At 64.8% G+C, this 21741-nt stretch carries 25 protein-coding genes; 14 read left to right on the plus strand and 11 right to left on the minus strand.

Translation table 11 applies throughout. The annotated features are described in order from the left end of the window. Positions 1 to 64: 64 nt before the first annotated feature. Positions 65 to 2584 carry a methyl-accepting chemotaxis protein gene (locus EPL01_RS17935; RefSeq protein ID WP_210424188.1) on the minus strand — a complete coding sequence of 840 codons (2520 nt, stop codon included), beginning with the start codon at positions 2582 to 2584 and terminating at the stop codon, positions 65 to 67. 637 nt (positions 2585 to 3221) lie between these two features. Between EPL01_RS17935 and EPL01_RS17940 the strand changes: the two genes are divergently transcribed. Beyond that, the gene (locus EPL01_RS17940; protein WP_210424189.1) at positions 3222 to 4316 is read left to right on the plus strand and encodes a pyridoxal-phosphate-dependent aminotransferase family protein; all 1095 of its coding nucleotides are present in this window, start codon (positions 3222 to 3224) and stop codon (positions 4314 to 4316) included. Between the two features lie 64 nt (positions 4317 to 4380). On the opposite strand, the gene EPL01_RS22250 is transcribed toward EPL01_RS17940, so the two are convergent. Genes EPL01_RS22250 through EPL01_RS17950 form a run of 3 tightly spaced genes read right to left on the minus strand, consistent with a single transcriptional unit; the run spans position 4381 to position 4992 of the window. Then, entirely contained in the window at positions 4381 to 4581 is a 201-nt protein-coding gene (locus tag EPL01_RS22250; protein ID WP_246045742.1) for a DUF8159 domain-containing protein, read from the minus strand. Further along, positions 4575 to 4733, minus strand: a complete 159-nt coding sequence (locus EPL01_RS22255) for a DUF8159 domain-containing protein (RefSeq protein ID WP_246045743.1) — start codon at positions 4731 to 4733, stop codon at positions 4575 to 4577. Before EPL01_RS22255 ends, EPL01_RS22250 begins: the two co-directional genes overlap by 7 nt. 37 nt (positions 4734 to 4770) lie before the next feature. Continuing rightward, the gene (locus EPL01_RS17950; RefSeq protein ID WP_135826657.1) at positions 4771 to 4992 is read right to left on the minus strand and encodes a hypothetical protein; all 222 of its coding nucleotides are present in this window, start codon (positions 4990 to 4992) and stop codon (positions 4771 to 4773) included. A gap of 114 nt (positions 4993 to 5106) precedes the next feature. Here EPL01_RS17950 and EPL01_RS17955 point away from each other — a divergent pair, with 114 nt between their 5' ends. Beyond that, complete coding sequence (locus tag EPL01_RS17955; RefSeq protein ID WP_135826658.1) at positions 5107 to 5541, plus strand: SHOCT domain-containing protein; 435 nt, start codon at positions 5107 to 5109, stop codon at positions 5539 to 5541. A gap of 424 nt (positions 5542 to 5965) precedes the next feature. Continuing rightward, positions 5966 to 6340 (plus strand): hypothetical protein, encoded by a 375-nt coding sequence (locus tag EPL01_RS17960; RefSeq protein WP_135826659.1) that lies wholly within the window; start codon positions 5966 to 5968, stop codon positions 6338 to 6340. A gap of 28 nt (positions 6341 to 6368) precedes the next feature. Here EPL01_RS17960 and EPL01_RS17965 read toward each other — a convergent pair whose 3' ends face one another. From EPL01_RS17965 to EPL01_RS17975, 3 genes are all read right to left on the minus strand, one after another. After that, positions 6369 to 7544: an NAD(P)/FAD-dependent oxidoreductase gene (locus EPL01_RS17965; protein WP_135826660.1), complete on the minus strand. Its 1176-nt coding sequence runs from the start codon at positions 7542 to 7544 to the stop codon at positions 6369 to 6371. Between the two features lie 62 nt (positions 7545 to 7606). Beyond that, positions 7607 to 8590 carry a phosphomevalonate decarboxylase MvaD gene (gene mvaD / locus EPL01_RS17970; protein ID WP_135826661.1) on the minus strand — a complete coding sequence of 328 codons (984 nt, stop codon included), beginning with the start codon at positions 8588 to 8590 and terminating at the stop codon, positions 7607 to 7609. 240 nt (positions 8591 to 8830) lie between these two features. Next, positions 8831 to 9112 carry a hypothetical protein gene (locus EPL01_RS17975; protein WP_135826662.1) on the minus strand — a complete coding sequence of 94 codons (282 nt, stop codon included), beginning with the start codon at positions 9110 to 9112 and terminating at the stop codon, positions 8831 to 8833. A 184-nt stretch (positions 9113 to 9296) separates the two neighbouring features. On the opposite strand from EPL01_RS17975, the gene nth reads away from it, so the two are divergent. Then, the gene (gene nth, locus EPL01_RS17980) at positions 9297 to 9983 is read left to right on the plus strand and encodes an endonuclease III (RefSeq protein ID WP_135826663.1); all 687 of its coding nucleotides are present in this window, start codon (positions 9297 to 9299) and stop codon (positions 9981 to 9983) included. A gap of 27 nt (positions 9984 to 10010) precedes the next feature. Here nth and EPL01_RS17985 read toward each other — a convergent pair whose 3' ends face one another. After that, complete coding sequence (locus tag EPL01_RS17985) at positions 10011 to 10499, minus strand: DUF7321 family protein (RefSeq protein ID WP_135826664.1); 489 nt, start codon at positions 10497 to 10499, stop codon at positions 10011 to 10013. A 146-nt stretch (positions 10500 to 10645) separates the two neighbouring features. Between EPL01_RS17985 and EPL01_RS17990 the strand changes: the two genes are divergently transcribed. The 8 genes from EPL01_RS17990 to EPL01_RS18025 all read left to right on the plus strand — a co-directional run bounded on the left by EPL01_RS17990 (position 10646) and on the right by EPL01_RS18025 (position 15683). Continuing rightward, a complete protein-coding gene (locus EPL01_RS17990) occupies positions 10646 to 11548 on the plus strand; it encodes a DUF7319 domain-containing protein (RefSeq protein ID WP_246045744.1) in 903 nt (300 codons plus the stop codon). Between the two features lie 84 nt (positions 11549 to 11632). Continuing rightward, positions 11633 to 12295: a plastocyanin/azurin family copper-binding protein gene (locus EPL01_RS17995; RefSeq protein ID WP_135826665.1), complete on the plus strand. Its 663-nt coding sequence runs from the start codon at positions 11633 to 11635 to the stop codon at positions 12293 to 12295. Positions 12296 to 12297: 2 nt separating this feature from the next. After that, positions 12298 to 12684 (plus strand): DUF7318 family protein, encoded by a 387-nt coding sequence (locus EPL01_RS18000; RefSeq protein WP_135826666.1) that lies wholly within the window; start codon positions 12298 to 12300, stop codon positions 12682 to 12684. Positions 12685 to 12687: 3 nt separating this feature from the next. Continuing rightward, positions 12688 to 13539 (plus strand): ubiquinol-cytochrome c reductase iron-sulfur subunit, encoded by an 852-nt coding sequence (locus EPL01_RS18005; RefSeq protein ID WP_135826667.1) that lies wholly within the window; start codon positions 12688 to 12690, stop codon positions 13537 to 13539. 1 nt (position 13540) lies between these two features. Continuing rightward, the gene (locus tag EPL01_RS18010; protein ID WP_135826668.1) at positions 13541 to 14335 is read left to right on the plus strand and encodes a cytochrome b; all 795 of its coding nucleotides are present in this window, start codon (positions 13541 to 13543) and stop codon (positions 14333 to 14335) included. Positions 14336 to 14338: 3 nt separating this feature from the next. Further along, entirely contained in the window at positions 14339 to 15094 is a 756-nt protein-coding gene (locus EPL01_RS18015) for a cytochrome b family protein (RefSeq protein ID WP_135826669.1), read from the plus strand. Between the two features lie 21 nt (positions 15095 to 15115). Then, positions 15116 to 15436: a DUF7315 family membrane protein gene (locus EPL01_RS18020; RefSeq protein ID WP_135826670.1), complete on the plus strand. Its 321-nt coding sequence runs from the start codon at positions 15116 to 15118 to the stop codon at positions 15434 to 15436. Next, complete coding sequence (locus tag EPL01_RS18025; RefSeq protein ID WP_135826671.1) at positions 15429 to 15683, plus strand: DUF7314 family protein; 255 nt, start codon at positions 15429 to 15431, stop codon at positions 15681 to 15683. The genes EPL01_RS18020 and EPL01_RS18025 overlap by 8 nt, the downstream gene beginning before the upstream one ends. Positions 15684 to 16282: 599 nt before the next feature. On the opposite strand, the gene EPL01_RS18030 is transcribed toward EPL01_RS18025, so the two are convergent. The 3 genes from EPL01_RS18030 to EPL01_RS18040 all read right to left on the minus strand — a co-directional run bounded on the left by EPL01_RS18030 (position 16283) and on the right by EPL01_RS18040 (position 19438). Then, entirely contained in the window at positions 16283 to 16723 is a 441-nt protein-coding gene (locus EPL01_RS18030) for a DUF7313 family protein (RefSeq protein ID WP_135826672.1), read from the minus strand. A gap of 89 nt (positions 16724 to 16812) precedes the next feature. After that, positions 16813 to 17550, minus strand: a complete 738-nt coding sequence (locus tag EPL01_RS18035; RefSeq protein ID WP_135826673.1) for an NAD(+)/NADH kinase — start codon at positions 17548 to 17550, stop codon at positions 16813 to 16815. 532 nt (positions 17551 to 18082) lie between these two features. After that, positions 18083 to 19438: a M28 family peptidase gene (locus EPL01_RS18040; protein ID WP_135826674.1), complete on the minus strand. Its 1356-nt coding sequence runs from the start codon at positions 19436 to 19438 to the stop codon at positions 18083 to 18085. A gap of 208 nt (positions 19439 to 19646) precedes the next feature. Between EPL01_RS18040 and pdhA the strand changes: the two genes are divergently transcribed. After that, positions 19647 to 20717, plus strand: a complete 1071-nt coding sequence (gene pdhA, locus EPL01_RS18045; protein WP_168215951.1) for a pyruvate dehydrogenase (acetyl-transferring) E1 component subunit alpha — start codon at positions 19647 to 19649, stop codon at positions 20715 to 20717. 171 nt (positions 20718 to 20888) lie between these two features. Continuing rightward, positions 20889 to 21740, plus strand: a complete 852-nt coding sequence (locus tag EPL01_RS18050) for a cytochrome c oxidase subunit 3 (RefSeq protein WP_135826675.1) — start codon at positions 20889 to 20891, stop codon at positions 21738 to 21740. Position 21741 lies beyond the last annotated feature (1 nt).

Consider the following 21741-nt stretch of genomic DNA (forward strand, 5'->3'; position numbering starts at 1 on the left):
TCGAAACTGAGCCGAACAGGCAGATTACTCCCCCAAAAAGAAAAACGACTCTCCGAGACGCTACTTACGCCGAATCCGGGGAGGCTCGACCTACTCCGTCGTCGGCATCTTCGGAACTGCCCTCGTCTCCGGAACCGTTCTCGTCGGTAGCGTCGGAGTCGGACACTTCCTCGCTCGTTTCCTCCTCTGTTGCCACATCTTCCTCACCGTCACCCTTCCCGACAGTCTCGCCCTCACTCGCCTCGTCGTCCTCGACCCGCCACGGGTCGTCGGTCGCGTCGCCCAACAGGTCGTCGGGGTCGTCGGAATCGTCGGCGTCCACGGGGAGCGAGAGTTGCTCGTCCAGTCGCTCGCCCGCCGACTCGCTGTCGGCGAATCGGCCGCTGGCTTCGGCCTCGGTCTCGAAGCGAGCCAGCGCCTCCGAGAGGCGGTCGGCCTGCGCGGTCAGGTCGCTGGCCGAGCGCGAGACTTCGGTTAGGGCGGTGGTCTGCTCCTCGGCGGCGGCCGCGACGTTCTCGGCCTCTGCGGTCGTCGCGTCGCTGATGCGGGCCACCTCGTCGAACATCGTGACGACCTCCTCGGTCGAGTCGGCCTGCTCCTCGGTCGCTTCGCTGATGTTCTGAACCCCGGTGTTGGTCTCCTGCGCGTAGTCGGCGATTTCCTCCAGCGCGTCCACGGCCTCGGCGATGGAGTCGGTGTGGCGCGAAATCTGGTCGCTGGCCGACTGGACCTCGTCGCCGGTCCGCTCGGTCTGGTCCTTGATGCGTTCGAGGCGCTGCTCGATGTCCTCGGAGGCCACCTTGGCCTCCTCGGCGAGTTCCTTGATCTTGTTCGCCACCGCCGCGAAGCCCTCGGGGTTGCCCCCGTCGGTACTGGAGCGAGAGACCTCGATGCTGGCGTTGAGCGCGAGCATGTTGGTCTGGGTGGCGATTTCGCCGATGAACTCGATGAGTTCGTCCACCTCGGTCACCTCGTCTTCGAGGCGCTCGATTTCGGCGACCGCCTCGTCGGAGGTCTCCTCGATTTTGTCGAGGCCTTCGATGGCTTGCTGTGCGGCTTCCCGGCCCTCGCGGCCGGTCTCGGCGGTCTCCGCCGCGAGGTCGGCGACCTCGTTCGAGGAGGCCGCGATCTCCTCGGTCGTGGCCGAGAGGCCGCTCATCTCGTCGGCGACCGCTTGGAGGCGCTCGTTCTGGACCTCGGCACCGTCCGAGATTTCCTGCACGGATTCGGTCACCTGCTCGCTGGCCGAATAGACCTCCTCGGAGGAGGCGGTCACGACTTCGCTGGCCGAGTAGACCTCGTCGGCGAACGCCTTCAGGTCGGCCAGCGTCTCCTCGATGTCGGCCATCATCTCGTTGAACGCCTCGGCGATGTCCGACATCGCCTCGTTGTCGCTCTCGGGGTCCATCCGGCCGGTGAGGTCGCCGTCGGCGCACGCTTCCATCACGTCGCTGTAGTCGTCGGCCTTCTGCTCCAGATGGCTGTTGAGTTGCTCGGTGGTCCGAATCTGGTCGCGGAGTTCGTCGCGCATGTCGGCGAACGCCTCGTAGAGCCTGCCGAACTCGTCGTCGCGGGGCGTCTGGAGGTCCACGTCGAGTTCGCCCCGGCCCATCCGCTCGCTCCGCTCGCGGAGGTCCGCCAGCGGTCTGACGGTTCGTCTCCCGAGGACCATCCCGACGCCGACGAGCGCCAGCAAGCTCGCGCCGACGAGGTAGCCGATGTTCCGGCCGACCGCGCTCCCGAGGGCGTAGGCCTCGGACTTCCGGATGGCGGTCACGGCGACCCACCGGGTGCCCTCGATGGGCGCGAACGCCAGCACGAAGTCGCCGCGCTCGCGGAGCGTGACCTGCTGGTCGGGGACGCGACTGCCGACCAGTCCCGCCGACGAGACGTTGGTCGCGTCGGATTCGAGGACGGTCTCGCCCCCAGTATTCACAATCCACGTCGTCTGGTTGGTCGCGGGCTGGTGGAGATTCGCCACCCGGTCGTCGATGCCGCCCGCGACGACGAGGTAGACGTCCTCGCTCCCGGCGACGGGGCTGGCGACGGCCATGTACTTGTCGTCCTCGGTGTACCACGGCGAGTCCTCGTCGGTGTAGGTCGTGGTCTTCGAGACGTAGGCCTTCGAGGTCCACGCGTCGTCGGTTCCCTCGAAGGAGTCGGCCACGGCGGGGTCGGCCCACGGCATCTCGACCCGGTCGAGCGACCAGCCTTCGACGGTCCGCTTGGTGCTGGCGACGACCGTCTGCTCCTCGGCGTCCACCAGATACAGCGCGGTCACGCCGTTCGAGGAGCGATTGCGCGCGGCGACGAGTCGCTCGCGCATCGCCGACTGGTTGCCCTCCGCGAGCGACTCGCGGGCCGAGACGGTCCGGGTCTGAGTCCGGATGCCGTCTATCCAGCGACTCAGCGAGTCGGCCTGCAACTCGACGGTGGATTCGACTTGGGCCTCGGAGTCGTCGCGGGCCATCTCGCGGGCGTCGGCGTAGGTGACCGCTCCCGCCGCCGCGACGACGAGGACCACGAGCGCGATGGCGATCGTGAACTTTGCCGCGTACCGGCGACGGATCACCGAAGGTGTCACGGTCGAGACGAGACGACACCACACCGAACGGTCCCCACAGCTGTCCGACTCCTTTTCAGCCGAACCCCCGCCGCTACTGTTATCTCTCATTTATGTGTTCGTCTTTTCGATAGTTCTGGCATAAATCTAATTGCCGATTTTGTTATCTAAGATTTCGGGTAGGTGGTAAGCGACGGTCTGCAGAACGCCACCCGGCGAGGCGAGCGGAAACGGAGGGAATCGAGAAAGCAAGTAAAATAATGCTTTAATATATGAATGCCTATTTCTAGAGAATATTTCTGTTTCTGCCCGGGCGCTCTCGGGCGACTCTCCACACGAACGGCGGCCTGCGGATAATCCGCCGAGCGACGGCCTGCCGACCATCCGCACAGCGACACCGGCCCGATAGCTACCGTGAATGGTCGGCGTCTCTCCTCGACCGAGGAGCAACCGATTCGGTAAATTATCAGTTCGATTATTCGATTGTTTCCGTCGCGTCGCTCCCGTCCGCCGACGTCCGCGTCTCCGCGAGTTGGAGCAACTGAATCGCCTCCCGAACGTGGAAGTTCGCCTCGTCGGCGTCGTCGGTCCGAACGCGATGGAGTTTCGAGACGGCCGGAAGACGGGCATTTAGGGCGCTCCGCGACCAACCCCCGGCATGGTCGAAGACAGCGACGAACTGCTGATGACGCCCGGCCCCACCGCCGTCCCGCCGGGCGTGCGCGAAGCGATGAGCCGAGCACCCCTCAATCCCGACGTGCAGGCCGAGTTCTCGCCGTTCTACCGCGACGTACTCGACAAACTCGCCGCCGTCCACGGCACCGACGACGACCCCCTGATTCTGAGCGGCGAGGGGATGCTCGGCCTCGAAGCCAGCGTGGCCTCGCTGGTCGAGGAGGGCGAGGAGGTCCTCTGTCTGGCGAACGGTCTCTTCGGCGCGGGCTTTTCGGACTTCGCGGCGATGCACGGCGGCGAGGCGGTCGTCCACGACGCGCCCCACGACGAGGGGTTCGACCCCGAGGCGGTCAAGTCGGTCGTGGAGAATCACGACTTCGCGGTCGCCACGATGGTCCACTGCGAGACGCCGACCGGACTGCTCAACGACTTCGGCGAGATTCTGGAACTCTTGCAGGACGAGGGTATCCTGACCATCGTGGACGCCGTCTCCTCGCTCGGCGGCGCGCCGGTCCCGACCGAGCACATCGACGTGTGTCTCGGGGCGTCCCAGAAGTGTTTCAGTTCTCCGCCGGGCCTGACCACCCTCTCGGTCAGCGACCGGGCGTGGGAGAAAGTCGAGGCGACCGACCAGACCACCTTCTACACCAGCCTCGAACCGTGGCGCGACGTCGAGATTCCCGAGGAGGAACCGCCGCACCTGCCCTACACCCACGCGGTGTCGAACCTCTACGCGCTCGACGCCTCGCTCGACCGACTGCTGGACGAGGGCCTCGAAAGCGTCTACGACCGCCACGAGGAGGTCGCCGACTACTGCCGACAGCGCGGTCGTGACCTCGGCCTCGAACCCTTCCCCGCCGACGAATCGCTCTGCTCGCCGACCGTGACCGCCTTCCGGGTCGAAGGGCGAGCGAAAGACCTCCGGAAGCGACTCGAAGCGAATCACGGCATCGTCACGGCCACCGGACTCGGCGAGCGGGCCGACGATATTCTCCGGGTCGGTCACATGGGCTACAACGCCGACCGCGAGCGCGTCGAGGAGACGATGGACGCGCTCGCAGACGTGATGAACCGATAGCATCGGTCCGGGCCGACACCGAGCGGACCTCACTACGGACCGAGGAGACCTGAGCGTGAATCGGTCACGCTCGGGCCTCCTCGATGGTCTCGATGACGCGCTGAGACAGGTCAACGTCCGAAAGCTCGCCGCGCGCGTGGCCGACCAACCACTCGCGGTCGGCCCGCCACGTCCCGCGGGGTTCGTCCTCGATGCTCGCCACCGCCGCGCGCACGTCGGTCGGGTCCCACCCGTCCTCGGACAGCGCCAGCAGGCGGTTCAGCACCCGACCGACCTCGCGGTGGGGGACGCCGCGCCGGGCGTGGCCGTCTCGTACTCGACGCGCAGGGTCCCCTCCTCGGTGGTCAGATTCGTCACGTAGACGCCGTGGCTCATCAGTCGCTGTTCCAGTCGCTCGCGGACCTCCTCGTCGTCCATGCCGAGGAGTACGGTTCGCGGCGGGTAAAGACCCCTGCTACCAGAAGCCCTGAGAGTCCCGCGGCGCGACGCAGGCGCAGGTCACGGTCGGGTCCAGAACGTCGTCCACAGGTAACTCCTCGCCGCACTCCGCGCAGATGACCGTCGTCGCTTCGCTTCGCCGGTAGCGACGGAGCGCGTGCGCGCCGATTACCGCACCGGCGGCCAGTCCGACCGCTCCGGCCAGCGCCTTGTCTAGTATCGCAGTCTCGCGTGCCATGCGCTCCCGAGGTTCGGCCAGAAACTTAAAGGCATTGACGCGGGGAAAACAACAGAATTCGTTCGTGTCTGAAAAATTGCAAGCTTTTTACCATCGACGGTGGTAGCCGACCGCATGGACGACCTCACCGAGTACCACGACGACGAGAACGCGCTCGTGAAACTGACCTCGCTCGTCGTCCTCGGCGTCGGCCTCGCCGGGTTCTTTCTGGGCTACGACTGGTTCTGGGTCGTGTTCGCGGTCGGGTTCGCCGCCGTCGTTCCCATCGTGAAGGTGCTGACCGACCTCCTCGGAGTCGACGAGACCGCCGAGCGCGACCGCCGACCGCGGAACCGCACCGACCAGCGACCGTGTCCGACTACGGGCGACCGGGTCGCAGACACCGAGTCGAAGCAGGACGCCCTCGACGCGCTCCGGAGTCGGTACGCTCGCGGCGACCTCTCCGACGCCGAGTTCGAGCGCAAAGTCGAGACCCTGCTGGAGACCGAGACGCCCGAGAGTGCGCGAAAACACGTCGAGCAGGAGATGGAAACTGCGACCGACAGATGACTCGCCTTCTCCGGTCGGGTGACATGCGGCACATGTGACATCCTCCCGCGGCTAAAGTCGCGGGCCTCCCGAACCGCACAAGGTGCGATTCCCGTCAATTCGGAAGGTTGGGAGTCTCAGGTTTGCGACCGACGGCGCTGGCTCTGCCACGAAGCCGATACTCGTCCCCCGTGTGGGGCTTCGAGGTATCTGGTTTTGTGTCGGTCGGCGCGGTCGGCTTACCTTTTACTTTCGGCTACTCGCCGTGGCAAACACCGAGTCAACTGCCAGTTTTCCGCGCACAGCCCACGGTACATCGCGCTGAACTGTGAATCTTCCGACACGGACGAACGCGAGACGATGACGCCGATTCGGCCACGCCCTAACGGCGTGGTATTCTCGCTTGCAATAACTATAAAAGGCCAGTCGATTCAGATACGGACACATGGTAGGGTTCCTGAACTTCGTCATCGGTTTCGTCGTGAGCCTCCTCATCGGAGCGTTCGGGATTTACGTCGGCGCGCGCGTCATCGCCGACCGTGACGACTACGAGTACGCGATTCTGACTGCGCTCGTCGGCGCGCTCGTCTGGTGGCTGGTCGCCGGGATATTCAGCCTCATCCCCCTCGTCGGGGGCCTCATCGGGTCGGTCCTCGGCCTGCTGGCGTGGGTGTACGTCATCAACGCGCGCTACCCCGGTGGCTGGGGCAAGGCCATCGGCATCGCGCTGGTCGCGTACCTCACCGTCTGGGTCGTGCTGGTCGCGCTCGGCACGGTCGGCCTCATCGCGCCGGACGCCCTCGGCGTCCCCGGCCTCTAATCGTTTCGGCGTCTAATCAGTTCGTCCTCTACTCGGTTTTCGACTCTTTTCCGTAGCCTAACTCCTCGGTCACGAGGTCTGCGGCGTTCCGAATCGCGCCCACCGACGAGAGGTATCCCGCCCCGACGGTGGTCTTGAGCGCCTTGGCGGCCCGTCCCGTCAGCACCTTCGGGCCGATTTGGGCCACCGCGCCGTCGCCGACCGAGACCAGCCACCCCGGCGAGTCGAACGCGAAGGGTTCGAGCCGCGGCTCGAAGATATCGTCGCCCTCGCGGTCGTACTCCACGAGGCTGGCGATGTTCCGGGCGACGACGCGGGCCTCTCTGACCGCGGCCTGCGCGCTCGCCGGGACGGGTTCGCCGTCGGCGTCCACCACGCGGGCCGCGTCTCCGACGACGAAGGTGCCGTCGCCGAGGCGCAGGGTGTTTTTCACCGCGGGGCGCTCGCCGCCGAGCGCCGCGGGACCGCGGATGCCCCCGGTCCAGACGAACTGGTCGTAGGCGAGTTCTCCGCCGGTTTCGAGTTCGATGGCCTCGTCGTCGGCCGAGGAGACCGCGGTGCCGGTCCGGACCTCGACGCCCCGGACTTCGAGTTGGTCGCGGACCGCCGCTTGGAAGTTCTCGGGGAAGGATGGCGCGACGCTGTCGAACTGTTCGAGGAGGGTGATAGCAACGTCGCTCTCGGCGTCCTCCTCTCGGGCGAAGGCGGCGAGCTCGCCCGCGACTTGGACGCCGGAGAGGCCCGCGCCGCCGACCACGACGTTGGCGGGCGAGTCGGAACTTGCGGATTCGACCGCGTCGAGGAAGTCCGCCCGGATGCGTTCGGCGTGGGCAATCGTCTTCAGCGGCGTGGCGCGGTCCTCGACGCCCGGCAGGTCGTAGAAGGCGGTCTCGGCCCCGAGACAGACCGCGGCGTAGTCGTAGCCGATTTCCTCGCCGGAGGCCAGCGAGACGACGCTCTCCTCGGGGTCCACGTCGGCGACCTCGGCTCGGCGGACCGTCGCGCGGTCCAGCACGTCTTCGAGGTCCACCACGATTTCGTCGGCCAGCGAGGGGCGTCGGACGACGCGGTGGAGTTCGTGCTGGACGAGGTGGCTTCCGGTCTGCTCGACCACCAGAATCTCCACGTCGTCGGGGACGGTGCCTTCCAGCTTTCGCGCGAGGGTCAGTCCGGCGTAGCCCGCGCCGAGAATAGCGATTCGCATTCAATCGGTCGTTGGGGGCGAGAGGGCTTAGAAGTGAGGGGAGACGGCAGAAACGCGAGCGGTCAGAACAGCGCTTCGCTCTCGTCCAGAATCCGGGCGGGGCCGCCGACCTCCCAGACCATCGTCTCGACGCCGCAGTCGGCGACGACTTCTTGGACTCTATCGACGTGCTCCTCGGTCGTGTTGACGTAGACGCTCGCGCCGGTGTCGGTCGAGAAGTAGACCGGTACGTCCTCCTCCTCGCGGAGTTGCCTGACGGCGTTGAAGATGGCGATGGTCTCGGGCTTCCAGTAGACCCACCCGGACGGGCCGGTCATCGTGGTCGCCGCCAGCGACAGCGAGTCGTGTTCGGCCGTCTCGAAGACGCGCTCGAAGTCGCCCTCGCGGAGCGCGTCGCGCATCTCGGCGAGTTGGTCGTGGATGTGGGCGAGTCGCGCCTCGAACATGTGGCTGTCGGCGGCCTCGCGGTGGGCGTGTTCGGTCTCCTTGTAGGCGGGAACCAGTCCCGCGACGATTCGCACGTCGTCTTCGAGCGGCGAGTCGAGGCGCTCGGAGCGACAGTCCTCGTCGTTGAGACCGGTGTGGAGGTCGGAGAACCCGCCGGTCACGGCGCGGGCGGCCGACGAGGAGCCCCGTCGCGCGATGGTCGAAATCTCCGGCCGGGAGAGGTCGAGGTCCGCGGCCTCGGCCAGCGCCATCGCGGCGGCGGCGAACCCCGAGGAGGACGACCCGAGGCCCACGTTCGAGGGGAAGGAGTTCTCGCTCTCCAGTCGGACGGGATACTCGGCGTGGTCGGCGTCGGCGCGCTCGCGGACCTCGGCGACGACGCTCGCCACGCGGTCGGCCTCGTGGGCTTCGAGTTCTTCGCCGCCGACGACGAAGGTGTCCGAATCGAGGTCGGGGTCGAACTCGACGGTGGTCTTGGTGTGGCTCGGCGCGGTGCAGAGGCTGATGGAGTCGTGGTAGGGGAGACGCAGGTCTTCGTCGCGCATCCCGTGGTACTTGACGAGTCCCTGAATCGGGTGGGCTTTCGCGGTCGCCTTCATGCTTTGACGGGGGCGGTTCTGGTGGTTAAAACTCTCGGTACTCCGATAGTGGTCGTGCGTGTCGCGTCTCGGACTTGTTTTTGTTTCTCTAGAACAACCACTTATTTGGTAAAGAATTGTTTAGTAGTGTTCTCTGGTGAAGAGTCGACTCGGACCGACACGACACGTCGAAGAGGTGGACTCTTCGGCCCGAAGCGTAGAACACAGAAACGGAGGAGTGACGTTCTGGCCAGTAACAAGTTACTCTCCACTTCCGGTCCCGAACCTCGATTCTACGGCGTCGTAGACGGATTTCGCACAACCGACCGAACCAATCAGTATTGCTATCATCCCCGCGACGAGGAAGAACGTCGTCGCACCGGCTCTCAGCGGGTCAGTTGTCATTACGAGTGGGCCGAGCGGATGAAAAGCAAAAGCCCGCACGAGGCTGTCTATCGTTTCCCATCCGACGTTTTGAACCGCTATCACTCCTAAAAGCAAAAGTACGTATGAACGCATGAAGGTTCGATAATCGTCGGCCATGTCCGCGTTACACCGTTTCACGTAAAATGAGTAACTACACCTGATTCGTCTGGCGGCGCAGCGTTGCGTTCGCCTCGACACGGATACGGCCGACTCATCGATACCAATGTCGAGTCCGCGCGTCGAACCACCGCGCCTATCCGGTAACGAACGATTCAAGCCTCGTGCGCGCGACGAAATCGACATGGGAGAGCCACTCGACACCCGCGAGGAGCAAGCCGAGGAGGTCATCGACCGACTCCACGACGAGTATCCCGACTCGACCATCTCGCTCAACTTCTCGAACCGACTCGAACTCCTCATCGCGGTCATGCTCTCGGCGCAGTGTACCGACGAGCGCGTGAACAAGGAGACCGAACACCTCTTCGAGAAGTACGAGACCGTCGAGGACTACGCCGAGGCCGACGAGGACGAGTTGTCCGAGGACATCGGCTCGATTACCTACCACAACAGCAAGGCCGACTACATCAAGTCGTCGGCCCAGACCATGCTGGCGGAGTACGACGGCGAGGTCCCCGACACGATGGACGAGTTGACCGAACTGAAGGGCGTCGGGCGCAAGACCGCCAACGTCGTCCTCCAGCACGGTCACGACGTGGTCGAGGGCATCGTCGTGGACACTCACGTCCAGCGCATCTCGCGCCGCCTCGGCCTGACCGAGGAGAAGCGCCCGGAGGCCATCGAGGAGGACCTGATGGGCATCGTCCCCGAGGACGAGTGGCAACAGTACACCCACCTGCTCATCAGTCACGGTCGGGCCACCTGCACCGCGCGGAACCCCGACTGCTCGGACTGCGTGCTGGAAGACTTGTGTCCGTCTTCGAAACTCGACAGCGACGTGGACCTCGCCAGCGGCGAGAAGTGGGACTAGGAAGAAATCGACCGGCAGAGACGCTTCTCAGTACAGCACGTAGTCCATGACGAACCGGACCATCCCGACCAGCCACGCCAGCAGCCAGAACAGGACGTAGCCCGCGACCCCGATTCGGAGCCGACCGCGCCACGCGCCCATGTTCTCGTGGAGTTCGTTGATGTCCACGTCCCGGTCGGCCGCGCTCTCCTCGTAGAGGTCGTGCTGGCGCTTGACCTGAAAGATGCGGACGATGCCGGTCAGCGCGACGAGGAGCATCGCGTAGGCCTGCAATCCGAGGAAGGCGTGGAGGGCCGCGAACCCCCCGAGTTGGTCGAAAAAGCGCGGGAGCATCCAACCAAGCACCGGAACCGTCGTTAGCAGGAGGCCCACCGTGATGTACTTGAGGTGGTGTATCAGCACGTCCCACGTCACCACCTCGTGGTCGAGGATGTACCACGCGCCGTAGAGGTAAAACGGGAAGCTGGCGGTAACGACGAGAGCCATCGCGGCGGCAACAAGCGTCTCACTCGCCATGCGCGGCGGTTAGGAGCGAGGGCGGTTAAGGCGTGCGGAAACGCTCCTCGCACGCGAGCGAAGAAAATAGACGCATAGATGCAGTCGCCGCGGACCTCGAAGCAACGTCGCGGCGCTTATACTCCTTCAGGTGTGAGGTTTCGACAATGACCGACGCCTCGGACGACCCGGCGGGCGGGACCGCCCCGGAGGACTCCACGGGCGAAGCCTCCGCGGACGCCCCGGGCGAAGCCTCTGCGGACGCCCCGGAGTCGCGGGACGGCGAACGCACTCAGACCCCAGACGACGAGGGTCCCCGGCTCACTCCCGAGGAGATCGAAGAGAAGTACGACTTCGAGAACTTCGGCCCGCAGGACATGGCCGAGATGAGCTACGAGGAGTGGGAGGCCGCGTTCGACCACGACTCGTGGATTACCGGCGAGGACCTGTTGGACCGCGTGGAGGCCGACCTCAAGAGTCGCGTCGCCGACCGGGACGTGTTCGCCGTGGTCGAGCGCATCGAACAGGAGAGCGAACCCCAACTGCTCGCGTACTCCGACGAGGGGTACGCCGTGGTCTATCCCGACGGAACCGTCGAGGGGAGCGGGACCGTCCTCCGCGACGTGAAACCCTCGGTCGCGCTGGCGTCGATGGAGAGCTACGAAGTGCCGGAGCCACCGGAGGGCGACGTGCTTCCCGACCCCGCCGAGGTCCCCGAAGGCTCGGGCCAACTCGGCAACCAACTGATGCAGATTATCGCTGCGGTCCACGTCCTCGCGGGGGTCGGCCTGTTCGTCGCGTGGATAGCCATGGGACTCCCCATCGTGGCGGCGGTGGCCTCGTTCGGCTTCTTCTTCTTCGGCGTGTTCGTCTTCCTGCTGGTGGCGAACGCTCGCCTCTCCGACCGGTTCCGGGCCGAGGAGTACCGCAACCGCCTGCGCGCGGTCGGTCTGGAAGACGACGAGCGACCGGAGTTTCTCCCCGGAGAGGGCGAGGAGACGGGCGATTCGCTCCCCGACGACGCGGCGGCCGAAACCGAGGTCTCCTCGGCCTCTGAAGGGGGCAACTAGCCGGGAGTCCGGGCGTCTACGGCCGAAACCCCGATACGGTCGCATCGGTGGGTTTAAGCAAGTCGTGTCCTGAGATTCATGTGTATGAAGAGGCGGGACTTTCTGATGGCAGCCAGCGGTGTTGCTGGTGGAACCGCCGCGGGGGCGACGGCCGCCGGGGCGCAGGAGACGACGACCACGTCGTCCGGCAACACCACGACTGCCTCTGGAAACGAGACCACGACTGCCGCCAACGGAACCGCGACTGGAGGTCAGTCCGGCGGAGGCGGCGGTCCGACCAAAGAGGTAATAGTCGGTCCCGGCGGGAGCCTTGTGTTCGAGCCCGCCGAGTTGACCATCGCACCCGGGACGACGGTGAAGTTCGTCTGGGAGTCAGACAACCACAACGTCGTACCCGAGAGCCAACCCGACGGCGCGGACTGGCAGGGGACGGAGGGTGCCCCGAGCAAGACCTACAACACTGGCTACGAGTACAGCCACACGTTCGAGACGACGGGGACCTACGAGTACTTCTGCCAGCCCCACAAGACCGCCGGGATGGTCGGCACCATCACGGTCCAAGAGGGCGGTGCCTCCACTGGCGGTGGCGGCGGTGCCAAGGAAGCAGACCCGGAACACATGGGTGTGCCCTTCCAAGCGCACTACGTCGGACTGGCGACCCTCCTGATGATCGTCGTGTCGCTCATTTACACGTTCTTCACCCTGAAGTACGGTGAATCACCACACGCGAGCGGGAGTAACAGATAACCATGTCATCCACAGGTTCAACTTACGGCGACATTCACCGCTACGAACCGGCCCGCGAGAGTACGGCCGCGGCCATCGCCATCGTCCTGTTGACGGTGGTCGAGGTCGTCTTCGTCGGCCTGTTCACCTACGGACTGATAAGCGGTTGGGGGTACAGCGCGGTCGGCAACATGTACCTCGGATTCATCCTTGCGATAATCTTCGTCGACCTCGCGTTCGTCCTCCTGTTGTACCGCAAGGAGTTCCTCCCCGACGTGATGATCGTCAAGAAGCGTCGTCGCAAGTGGGAGGACCTCTACATCCGCGAAGAACAGCAACACGGTACCGAGTCGCTCGGTAACGCGTGGGAGCAGTTCAAACACGCAGTCTACCCGTACTACAAACGATAAAACATGCCAGAAGAAGACGACAAATACCCGGAGAGTACAGGTCGCCGCCGCTTCGTAAAGGGCGTCGTCGGCAGCGCTTCGCTCGCAGGCGTCGGTACCGCCACCGCGGCAGGTATCAACTCCGCCACCGCGCCGACCGGCGCTGGCGGTGGTATCACCAAGTTCATGGCGATGGAGAACACCGCGGGACCGGCCCCGCGGGGGATGCCCCAGGTTCCCATCGAAATCGACTCGGAGGGGTACCTCAAGGGCGTCTGGCCCGAAGTCAAGACCGAGACCCAACAGGGCCGCGAGGTCAAGGTCGCCGAGATGCAACTCGGCGGCAAGACCTACTCCAGCGAGTGGTTCCAGTACTGCGGCGTCCAGACCAGTCCCGGTCTCAAGCCCGACGCCGACCAAGACAACTACTTCCGCTACAGCGGCAACTCGAAGTTCGAGTGGCAGAACGAGAGCGTCGAGGAGGGCCAGAAAATCCACGTCGACGACTTCGACGACTACAAGACGTGGGGCAACGGCATCGGGAAGAGCGGCCTCGGTAAGCCCGCGCAGGGTACGTGGCGCTCCCAGGACATCCCCGCTTCGAGCACGATTCCGATTCAGGTCATCCGAAGCGAGCGCGTCGAGCAGATGGCCAAGAGCAACGAGTGGCTCGAGGCCAGCACCCAGGAAGGGTTCATTGCCAACTTGAACAAATGCACGCACTTTTGTTGCGTGCCGACGTTCAAGGGCCTGAAAGGGTCGAAGGTGGCCAGCGCACAGAACATGATCTACTGCCAGTGCCACCAGTCGGTGTACGACCCCTTCAACATCGTCGAGAAATCGTTCGTCGCACTCCCGCGACCGGAGGACGACTAAGATGAGTCTGGAACGCAAAGACGAATACGACCACGGCGAGTGGATGCGGGAGAAGAATCTCACGCCGGTCGAGACGACGTTCCTGACGGTCCTCATCTGGATGGACAAGCGGTTCCGCATCGTCGACTACCTCGAAATTCTGGAGACCCTCTACTACAGGGTCAACATGCAGATGCCCAAGAGCCACACCGAGCAGTACAACTTGGACAACAAGTTCTGGTACTGGTACCCGCTGTACGCGCTCGGTAGCTTCTCGACCATCGCGTACGTCGTCGCGGCGCTGAGTGGTGCCCTACTCGGGTTCTACTACGCGCCAGCGACGACCGGTGACCCGACGACGGCGTACAACCAGTTGGCGTTCATCATGACGGAACTGAACTTCGGGTTCATGCTCCGGTCCATCCACCGATGGTCTGCGCAGGTCATGGTGGCCGCCGTGTTCCTCCACATGCTCCGAGTGTACTTCACCGGGGCGTACAAGGAACCGCGCGAACTCAACTGGATAATCGGCATCATCCTCATCAGCCTCACGATGGTGTTCGGATACACGGGCTACCTGCTCCCGTGGGACCAGCTCGCGTTCTGGGCCGGACAGATCGGCGTCGAGATGAGCCTCTCGATTCCCCTGGCCGGTGAGTGGGTCGCACAGCTACTGTTCGGCGGATTCAGTCTGGGACAGGCGACGCTCCAGCGGATGTACATCATCCACGTGTTCCTGCTCCCGTTCGTCGTGACCACGCTCATCGCGGTCCACATCGGTATCGTGTGGATTCAGGGCATCGCGGAACCCCACTAAACAATGTCAGACGAAGAACCACAGACCGACGGAAGCGGAACAGGAATCGTCCCGCCGGACGACGAGACCCCGACGTGGAGCGAGCGCAAGGAGCGCACGCAGGGTCTCTCCCGGCTGACCTACGAGTACTTCGAGCGCGCCCGGCGAGAGGACCAGGACCTCCGCCAGGAGTCCAGTTACGTCGAGCGTGACGTGCTGGCCTTCCCGGTGTGGCCCCACGAGATGATTCGAAACCTCTCGCTGACGGCCTTCTTCGTCGGGATGACCATCTTCCTGGCGGCGACGCTCCCGCCCCACCTCGGGCCGCCCGCCAATCCGAACTCGACCCCGGCGGTCATCCTGCCCGACTGGTATCTCTACTGGTCGTTCGGCCTGCTGAAGCTCGGCCCGCTCAACCCCGAGCTGGCGATTCTGGGCGGCGACACGCTGATGGCCGACCGTACCTACGGTGTCGTCGCTAACATCGTCGTGGTCGGCATCATCGCCATCGTGCCGTTCCTGAACAAGGGGAGCGCGCGCCGTCCCGTCGAACAGCCCTTCTGGGCCGCGGTCGGGATGGCCGGGTTCACGTTCGCGTGGACCATCAGCGCGCTGTCCATCAAGAACCTGCTGCCCATCGACCCGCACCTGCTGTTCGACTTGACGTTCCTCCTGCCCATCATCGGCGGGACGCTCACCTACGCGATTCTCAAGTCGATGCAGGAAGGGTACATGTACGACCTCAACCGGCGGTACTACCGGCTCCGACCGCCGAAGTAACGCCGCTGCGATTTTTCTCACATGGATTCGAGTACCGACGATACCGACGCCGACGAGGAGACTCGCGCACGCGAAGTCGAGGTACCGCTGCATCTCTACAAGGTCGTGACGGTGTTCTCGACGATGTTCGCGGTCGCGTTCGTCGTCGGCGGGTTCATCGTCCTCGACACCGCGACCCAGCGGGCGCGACTCGACTTCGGGGAGATGAACCTGCCGCTGGCCATCCTCGGCGTGGCGATGATAGCCGCGGGAGCCCTGGTCTACGCCTTTGCGACCCGGTTCCGCGCCGAAGGAATGGGAAAACCTAAAGACGGCTCCGACGAACCATCAAACAATGGCTGACGAATTCATCAAGGGACTGGCTATCGCCGCCGGCGGCGGTCTCATCTGGATGGTGCTGTCGGGCTGGTACACCACGCCCGGCTTCGAAGACGCCCAGCTCTGGGGCGCGATTCCGGAAGGGCTGGACGCCTACGGACAGGCGGCCATCATGCTCCGCGAGGTGCTGGCGTGGTTCATCATCCTCGGCGTGCTGGCCTTCTGGGTGGTCATCCCCGCGCTCGAACAGCTCCGCGAAGCGTCGTCGTAACGCCAGCAGTCTCTCCTCTCTTTGTTTCGACCAACTGGATAGCGGTGGCTCTCTGTCCCTCCGTTCTGGCTCGTGACTCGCTCTCTTTCGTCTCGTGACTCGCCTCGACTCGCGCCTCAACTCGCGTCTCGGGGCACGCGCTAAGATGGCTCTGGGCGCTCGCCAGATGTCGGTGACAGCGCGGGCGACTGGAGTGGCACTGACAGCGCGGACGATTGTCATGGCTCAGCCCTCTCGGGGTAGTCGGACTGGCGGTCTCCGGCCTCGGCTCCGGACGATTCGGGGAGAGGAGTCTGCTCGGCTCACTTCGTTCCCTGCGCAGACGCGAGTTCGGGAATCGTCGGGTGTGACCGCGCGAAGCGTCCGAGGGGAGTTGGGCGCGTCCTCGTATTTGAACCTCCGGATGCGCGAGATGCGTGTCGAGATGGACGAGGCGACGTTCCGGGGCCTCGTCTGACGGGACAGGACCCCGGTGCGCGAAGGCCGACTTCGGTACGGAAGTCTGCTCCTCGCGCACGCGAGACTAAGAGAAGAAGGGTGGCTGCGAAAAGAAAGAGTGGCTTCGAGAGCGAAACCCGATAAAAAGAGACGGACCGCGATTAGACGATGGCGCTCCAAATCGGCTCGACGAGGAAGAACAGGCTGAGGTAACCCGCGTAGAGGAACACCACGAACGAGGCGGTCATCGCGCCCTTGGGGCTCGAAAGCTTCTCGTCCTTGCGGAGTTCGACTTCCTTGGCCTCGAACTCGAAGAAGTCCGTGAGGAACAGGCCGAGGACGAGCGTCGAGAGCACCATGCCCGCGTGGTGGTGGAGCGTCAGCAGGTAGAACGACCCCAGCACGAGGACGACGTTCGAGACCTCGTGGAGCCAGTTGCGGCTGAGTTCCTCGTCGTGGTCGTCGCTCCGGGCCTGCTTGCGGTAGTCCCGGTAGGCCCACCAGCGCGTGCCCATGTTGACCAGCACCAAGGCGAACACCACGTACTCGATGATGCCCGCGAAAATCGCGTCAATCGGTCCGAGTAGTGACAGCGGTTCCATACTGGATAATCCGTAAGGCGACGTATTATATCCTTTCCATTGGGCCTCTCGTGGCGGGGGTGCAAGGCCGGTTCTCGCGGCCGAGTCGCCTACCGCTCGAAGAACGGTCGGCTCTCGGCGACGCGGACGAGTTCGAGCGGCTCGCTCGCCGACACCTCGACCGGCGTGTGCGGCGCGACCGGGCGCTCGGTCCGGTCGTCCAGCAGGAGCGAGACCTCGCCCTCGTCGCGCTCGACGGTGAGCGTGACCGGCTCGTCGGTCGAGAGGACCCAGTTATCGACGTTCACCGCGAAGGGCGCGACCGGGACGACGCCCACGACGCCCGTGCCGGGTTCGAGCAGCGGTCCGCCCGCGCTCCGACCGTAGCCGTGGCTCCCGCTCGGGGTCGAGACGGCCACGCCGTCGGCCCGGAAGCACGAGACGCACTCGCCGCGCGAGTGGACGGCGTACTCCGAGATGCGGGCCGGTTCGGTCGTCACGAGCATCACGTCCGCGAGCGCGGGACCGACGCGCTCGCCGCCGACCGACACGTCCAGAACCGCTCGCGCGGTCGTGTCGAACTCGCCCGCCAGCACGCGCTCGACTGCCGGAATCGCACTCTCCTCGGGGACGCCGCCGTAGCCCGGCCCGGCCGCGACGGGCAGAACCGGCGCGCAGACCTCCTCGCGGACGACCCCGAGGAGGGCCGACTCGCCGACCGCCACGACGGCCTCGCTGTCCGCGAGCGCGTCGCTCTCGGGTCCGTGGGTCACGGCCTCGCCCGCATCCTCGGCGGTCTCGCGTATCCGGTCGGCGAGCGCGCCGTCGCCGACGATGCCGAGCGTCACGCGCCGCCGACCTCCGCTTCGTTCGCGCTACGCATTTGGTGTGACTTGGGGGGTCATCCGTGAAAAGGGTACGGAGTCGGGCTCCGGTTTTCTGCTCTTCGAGGGGGAACAGCGTCCTCTGAAGTTCCTGTCCGGTCGCTTCGTCTCGGTGTAATTGGAAGTGACGACGGCAGGATCACGTGGTGTTGTCTTCTTGAAGCCCCCGCCCGCTCGCGGTCGCTGAGCAGGATATTCGCCGCTCTCCGCACCGCCCGCGGCGAATAGTGGCCTGCTCAGGCGACTGAAGTGTACGCGACCGGGCGGCCCCTTCGTCCACCCAAACGTGGTTTGATTGGCCGAGCGCATTCCTGCCGGTTGGTCGGCCGAGCGTTCGCCGGTGGTTCGTTTCACCGAGCGTTCGCCGGTGGTTCGTTTCACCGAGCGCATCCCGGCGGCCGTTCGCTCGCGCTCGGTGGGATTTCCCCCGAGCGAGAGAAACAAAAAATGATGTTTAGGAACGATATACAGTATCTAAACAATCAAGAAGATTCCCCTACTCGCCGTAGGGCCAGTCGCCGATAATCTTCATGCCCTCGGCAAGGTCGTCGTCTTCGAGCGCGGCGGCGATCTCCTCGGGGTCCTTGCGCTCGGCCTCGAACTCGTCGCCCGCGAGGAGGACAGTCAGTTCGGTCAGCACGATGGCCTGCTCGCGGAGGTCTCGCACTTCGAGTTTGTCGAGGGTGTCGGCGTAGGTGTGGCCCCACCCGCGGCCCTCGTCGCCCGTCTCGCTCATGACGTGGAAGCCCGGCACGCCCCACTTGACGTAGGGCCAGTGGTCGCTGTGGGGGCCTTGCTCGGGGATGGTCTTGACGGGGTGGCCGAAGTCGTCGGCGACCTCCTCGGCGGCGGATTCGAGCGCGTCGAAGCCGTGGGTGAAGAACGAAAGGGTGCGTCCGCGGACCACGCCGTCGTTGTTGACGATGCCCTTGATGGCGTCGAAGTCGGCCTGCTCGGCGTCGCCGGACTCCGTCCGACTAGCCGAAGCGCGACGCGCTTCGGCGTCGTGTCCGGACCCGACGAGGCCGACCTCCTCGGCACCGTAAGCGATGAAGTGGACCTTCGTGTCGAGTTCGTCCTCGCGCTCGGCGAGGGCGTTGGCCATCTCCACGACCATCGCGGTGCCAGCGCCGTTGTCCATCGCGCCCTCGGCGATGTCGTGGGCGTCGATGTGGCTGGTGACGAGGACCTCCTCGTCGGTGTCCGGCCCGAGTTCGGCGTGGACGTTCTGGCTGGTCGCGTCGTGGGTCTCGGCGTTCACCTCGACTTCGACCTCTTGGCCCTCCCAGCGCCGCGAGAGGCGGGACCCGACTTCCTTGCTCACGCCGACCGCGGGAATGTCGCCGATGGGGTCCTCGGCGGTGCCGACGCTCCCGGTCGGCGGGAGACACCCCTCGACGTGGTTCCGGAAGACGAAGCCGGACGCGCCGCCCTCGACCGCGTAGTAGTACTTCTCGCGCCGGTGGATGAACCGGTCGTAGTAGTCGGGCACGTTCGAGGCGGCCATCACGACTTTGCCCTCGATGTCGGTTTGCTCGAAGTCCTCGGGCAGGCCGTAGCCGAGGTCCACGAGTTCGCCCGTCGCGGTCCCGTCGGGGCTTCGCGGGAGCGCGATGGACTCTTGGGCGGTGTCGCCCGCCCGAACCTCGCTGTCGCCGCGGGTCCAGCCCTGAATGTCGAACTCCTCGAGTCGGGCGTCCCGCGCGCCGACCGATTCGAGCGCGTCGCGGGTGAGTTCCGCGGCCTCGCGTTCGCCCTCGCTCCCGGCCATCCGATTGCCGATATCGACGAGGTCTTCCAAGTGATTCCATCCGGCGTCGCTGGTGAACGTCTGGCCGATCCAGTGTGTCATACCCTCGCATGAACGGCGATAGCGCCTAAGTTTTTCGAATCGAAAACTCCGACGATTTTTCATTCCACACCCGGTTGCGCTGGCGTCTCGTGGACGATTCGAAACTTGCCTTTTAAAGAAAGTGTCTTATTTTTGCTAATCTGTTCCCCGAGCAATGGTTTATATCGGTGGATACCCATATTATGGTAGACAGTCGGTGATCGACGACATGGCAATACAGGCACCCAACCTGACGCGCGTGGTGGACCCGGACGGGACCGTGAACGAACGAACCGACCCGGAACTCTCGGAGTCGGAAGTAACAGACCTCTATCGACTGCAGGTACTCGCGCGGACGTTCGACGAGAAGGCGGTCAAACTCCACCGGCAGGGCCGCATCGGGACCTACGCACCCCTCCAAGGACAGGAGGCCGCGCAGGTCGGCGCGACCTACGCCCTCTCGGAGTCGGACTACTGCTTCCCGACCTACCGCGACCACGCGATGTATCTCACTCGGGGCCTCGACCTCGAAGAAGTGCTAGTCTACCTCCTCGGCGAGGGCAACTACGTGGACCGCGAAAATCCCGACGAACTCCGGACCTTCCCGCCGACGATTCCCATCGCCACCCAAGTCCCCCACGCCGTCGGAACGGGGATGGCGGCCGACTACAAGGGCGACGACGCCGCCACGCTGGTCAGTTTCGGCGACGGCGCGACCAGCGAGGGCGACTTCCACGAGGGCATGAACTTCGCGGGCGTCTTCGACGCGCCCACGGTCTTCTTCTGCCAGAACAACCAGTGGGCCATCTCGGTCCCGCGCGAGCGCCAGACCGCCAGCGCCACCATCGCACAGAAGGCCCAAGCCTACGGATTCGAAGGTGTCCGCGTGGACGGCAACGACGTGCTGGCGGTCTACAGCGCGGTCAAGGACGCCCTCGACGCCGCGAAGGACGGCGAGGGGCCGCGCCTCATCGAGGCCGTCACCTACCGGCAGGGTGCCCACACGACCACCGACGACCCCTCGAAGTACCGCGACGACGACGAAGTCGAGGAGTGGCGCAAGAAAGACCCCCTCGAGCGCACCCGCGAGTATCTGGAGGACACTCACGACTGGAGTGACGACGACGAGGAGGAACTCCGCGAGTGGGCCGAGCAGCGCGTGGCCGAGGCGGTCGTCAACGCCGAGGAGCGCACCGGACTCAGCGTGGACGACATCTTCGAACACGTCTACGCCAAGACGCCCGACTCGCTCCGACGACAGCGCCAGCAGGTCGTGGACGACCCCGAGGTCGAACGGTAACTGTCCGGACGAACGACGCTTCGGAACCCGACTCGAAGTTTCTAACCTGACATTTATCGCGTAATTGTCTACGATTAGACAGTAGTAACCCGGCTATACTCCGGCAATTTTGTAGTCGTTCCGCGAGCGCGTTCAGGTGGCTTTTTACTATTCGGCCCTCAAACCACTCCCATGACAGTAGCGGACGATTCAGCAGAAGAGCACGGCCATCACCTACCGGCCGTCGAGGACTGGCCTCACGGATTCGGAGAGGCGAGCTGGTGGCCCTTCGTCACCGCACTCGGTGGTGCGGGCATCTACATCGGGGCCGCCCTGTTCCTCCTCGGGAAGGGACAGCAACCAATCGTAGACCCGTTGTACGGACCGCTCACGTTCGTCGGGTCCGTCACGCTGTTCCTCGTCGGCCTGTACGGCTGGGTCTACCACGCCTTCGTCAAGGCGTTCTGGTCCAGCGAGGGACACGGCGGCGGCGCACTTCGATGGGGTATGGTACTGTTCCTCGGTTCTGAAATCGCCACGTTCGGGGCCGGGTTCGTGTACTACTTCTTCATCCGCGTGGGCACGTGGTCCACGGAGGGACTCCCACACTTGCTGGGGTCGCTCGTCCTCATCAACACCGCCCTGCTGGTGCTGTCCAGCATCACGCTCCACTGGGGCCACGTCGAACTCCGGAAGGGTAATCGGCAGAACTTCCTCATCGGCCTCGGCGCGACGCTCCTGCTCGGCGTCATCTTCGTCGGCGGGCAGGTCTACGAGTACTACGCGTTCATCCAGCACGAAGGCTTCACGCTCACCTCGGGCATCTTCGGCAGCGCGTTCTACGCCCTGACGGGCCTCCACGGCCTCCACGTCTCGATGGGCGCGGTCCTCATCGGCATCGTGTTCATCCGGGCGCTCTACGGACAGTACACCGCCGACCGCCACGTCTCGGTCACGACGGTCTCGATGTACTGGCACTTCGTGGACGCGGTCTGGATTTTCCTCGTCGTCGTGCTGTACGCCGGCGCGGAAATCACGGTCTGAA

Origin of the sequence: Halorussus ruber (assembly GCF_004765785.1) — an archaeon.
Taxonomy (GTDB): domain Archaea; phylum Halobacteriota; class Halobacteria; order Halobacteriales; family Haladaptataceae; genus Halorussus; species Halorussus ruber.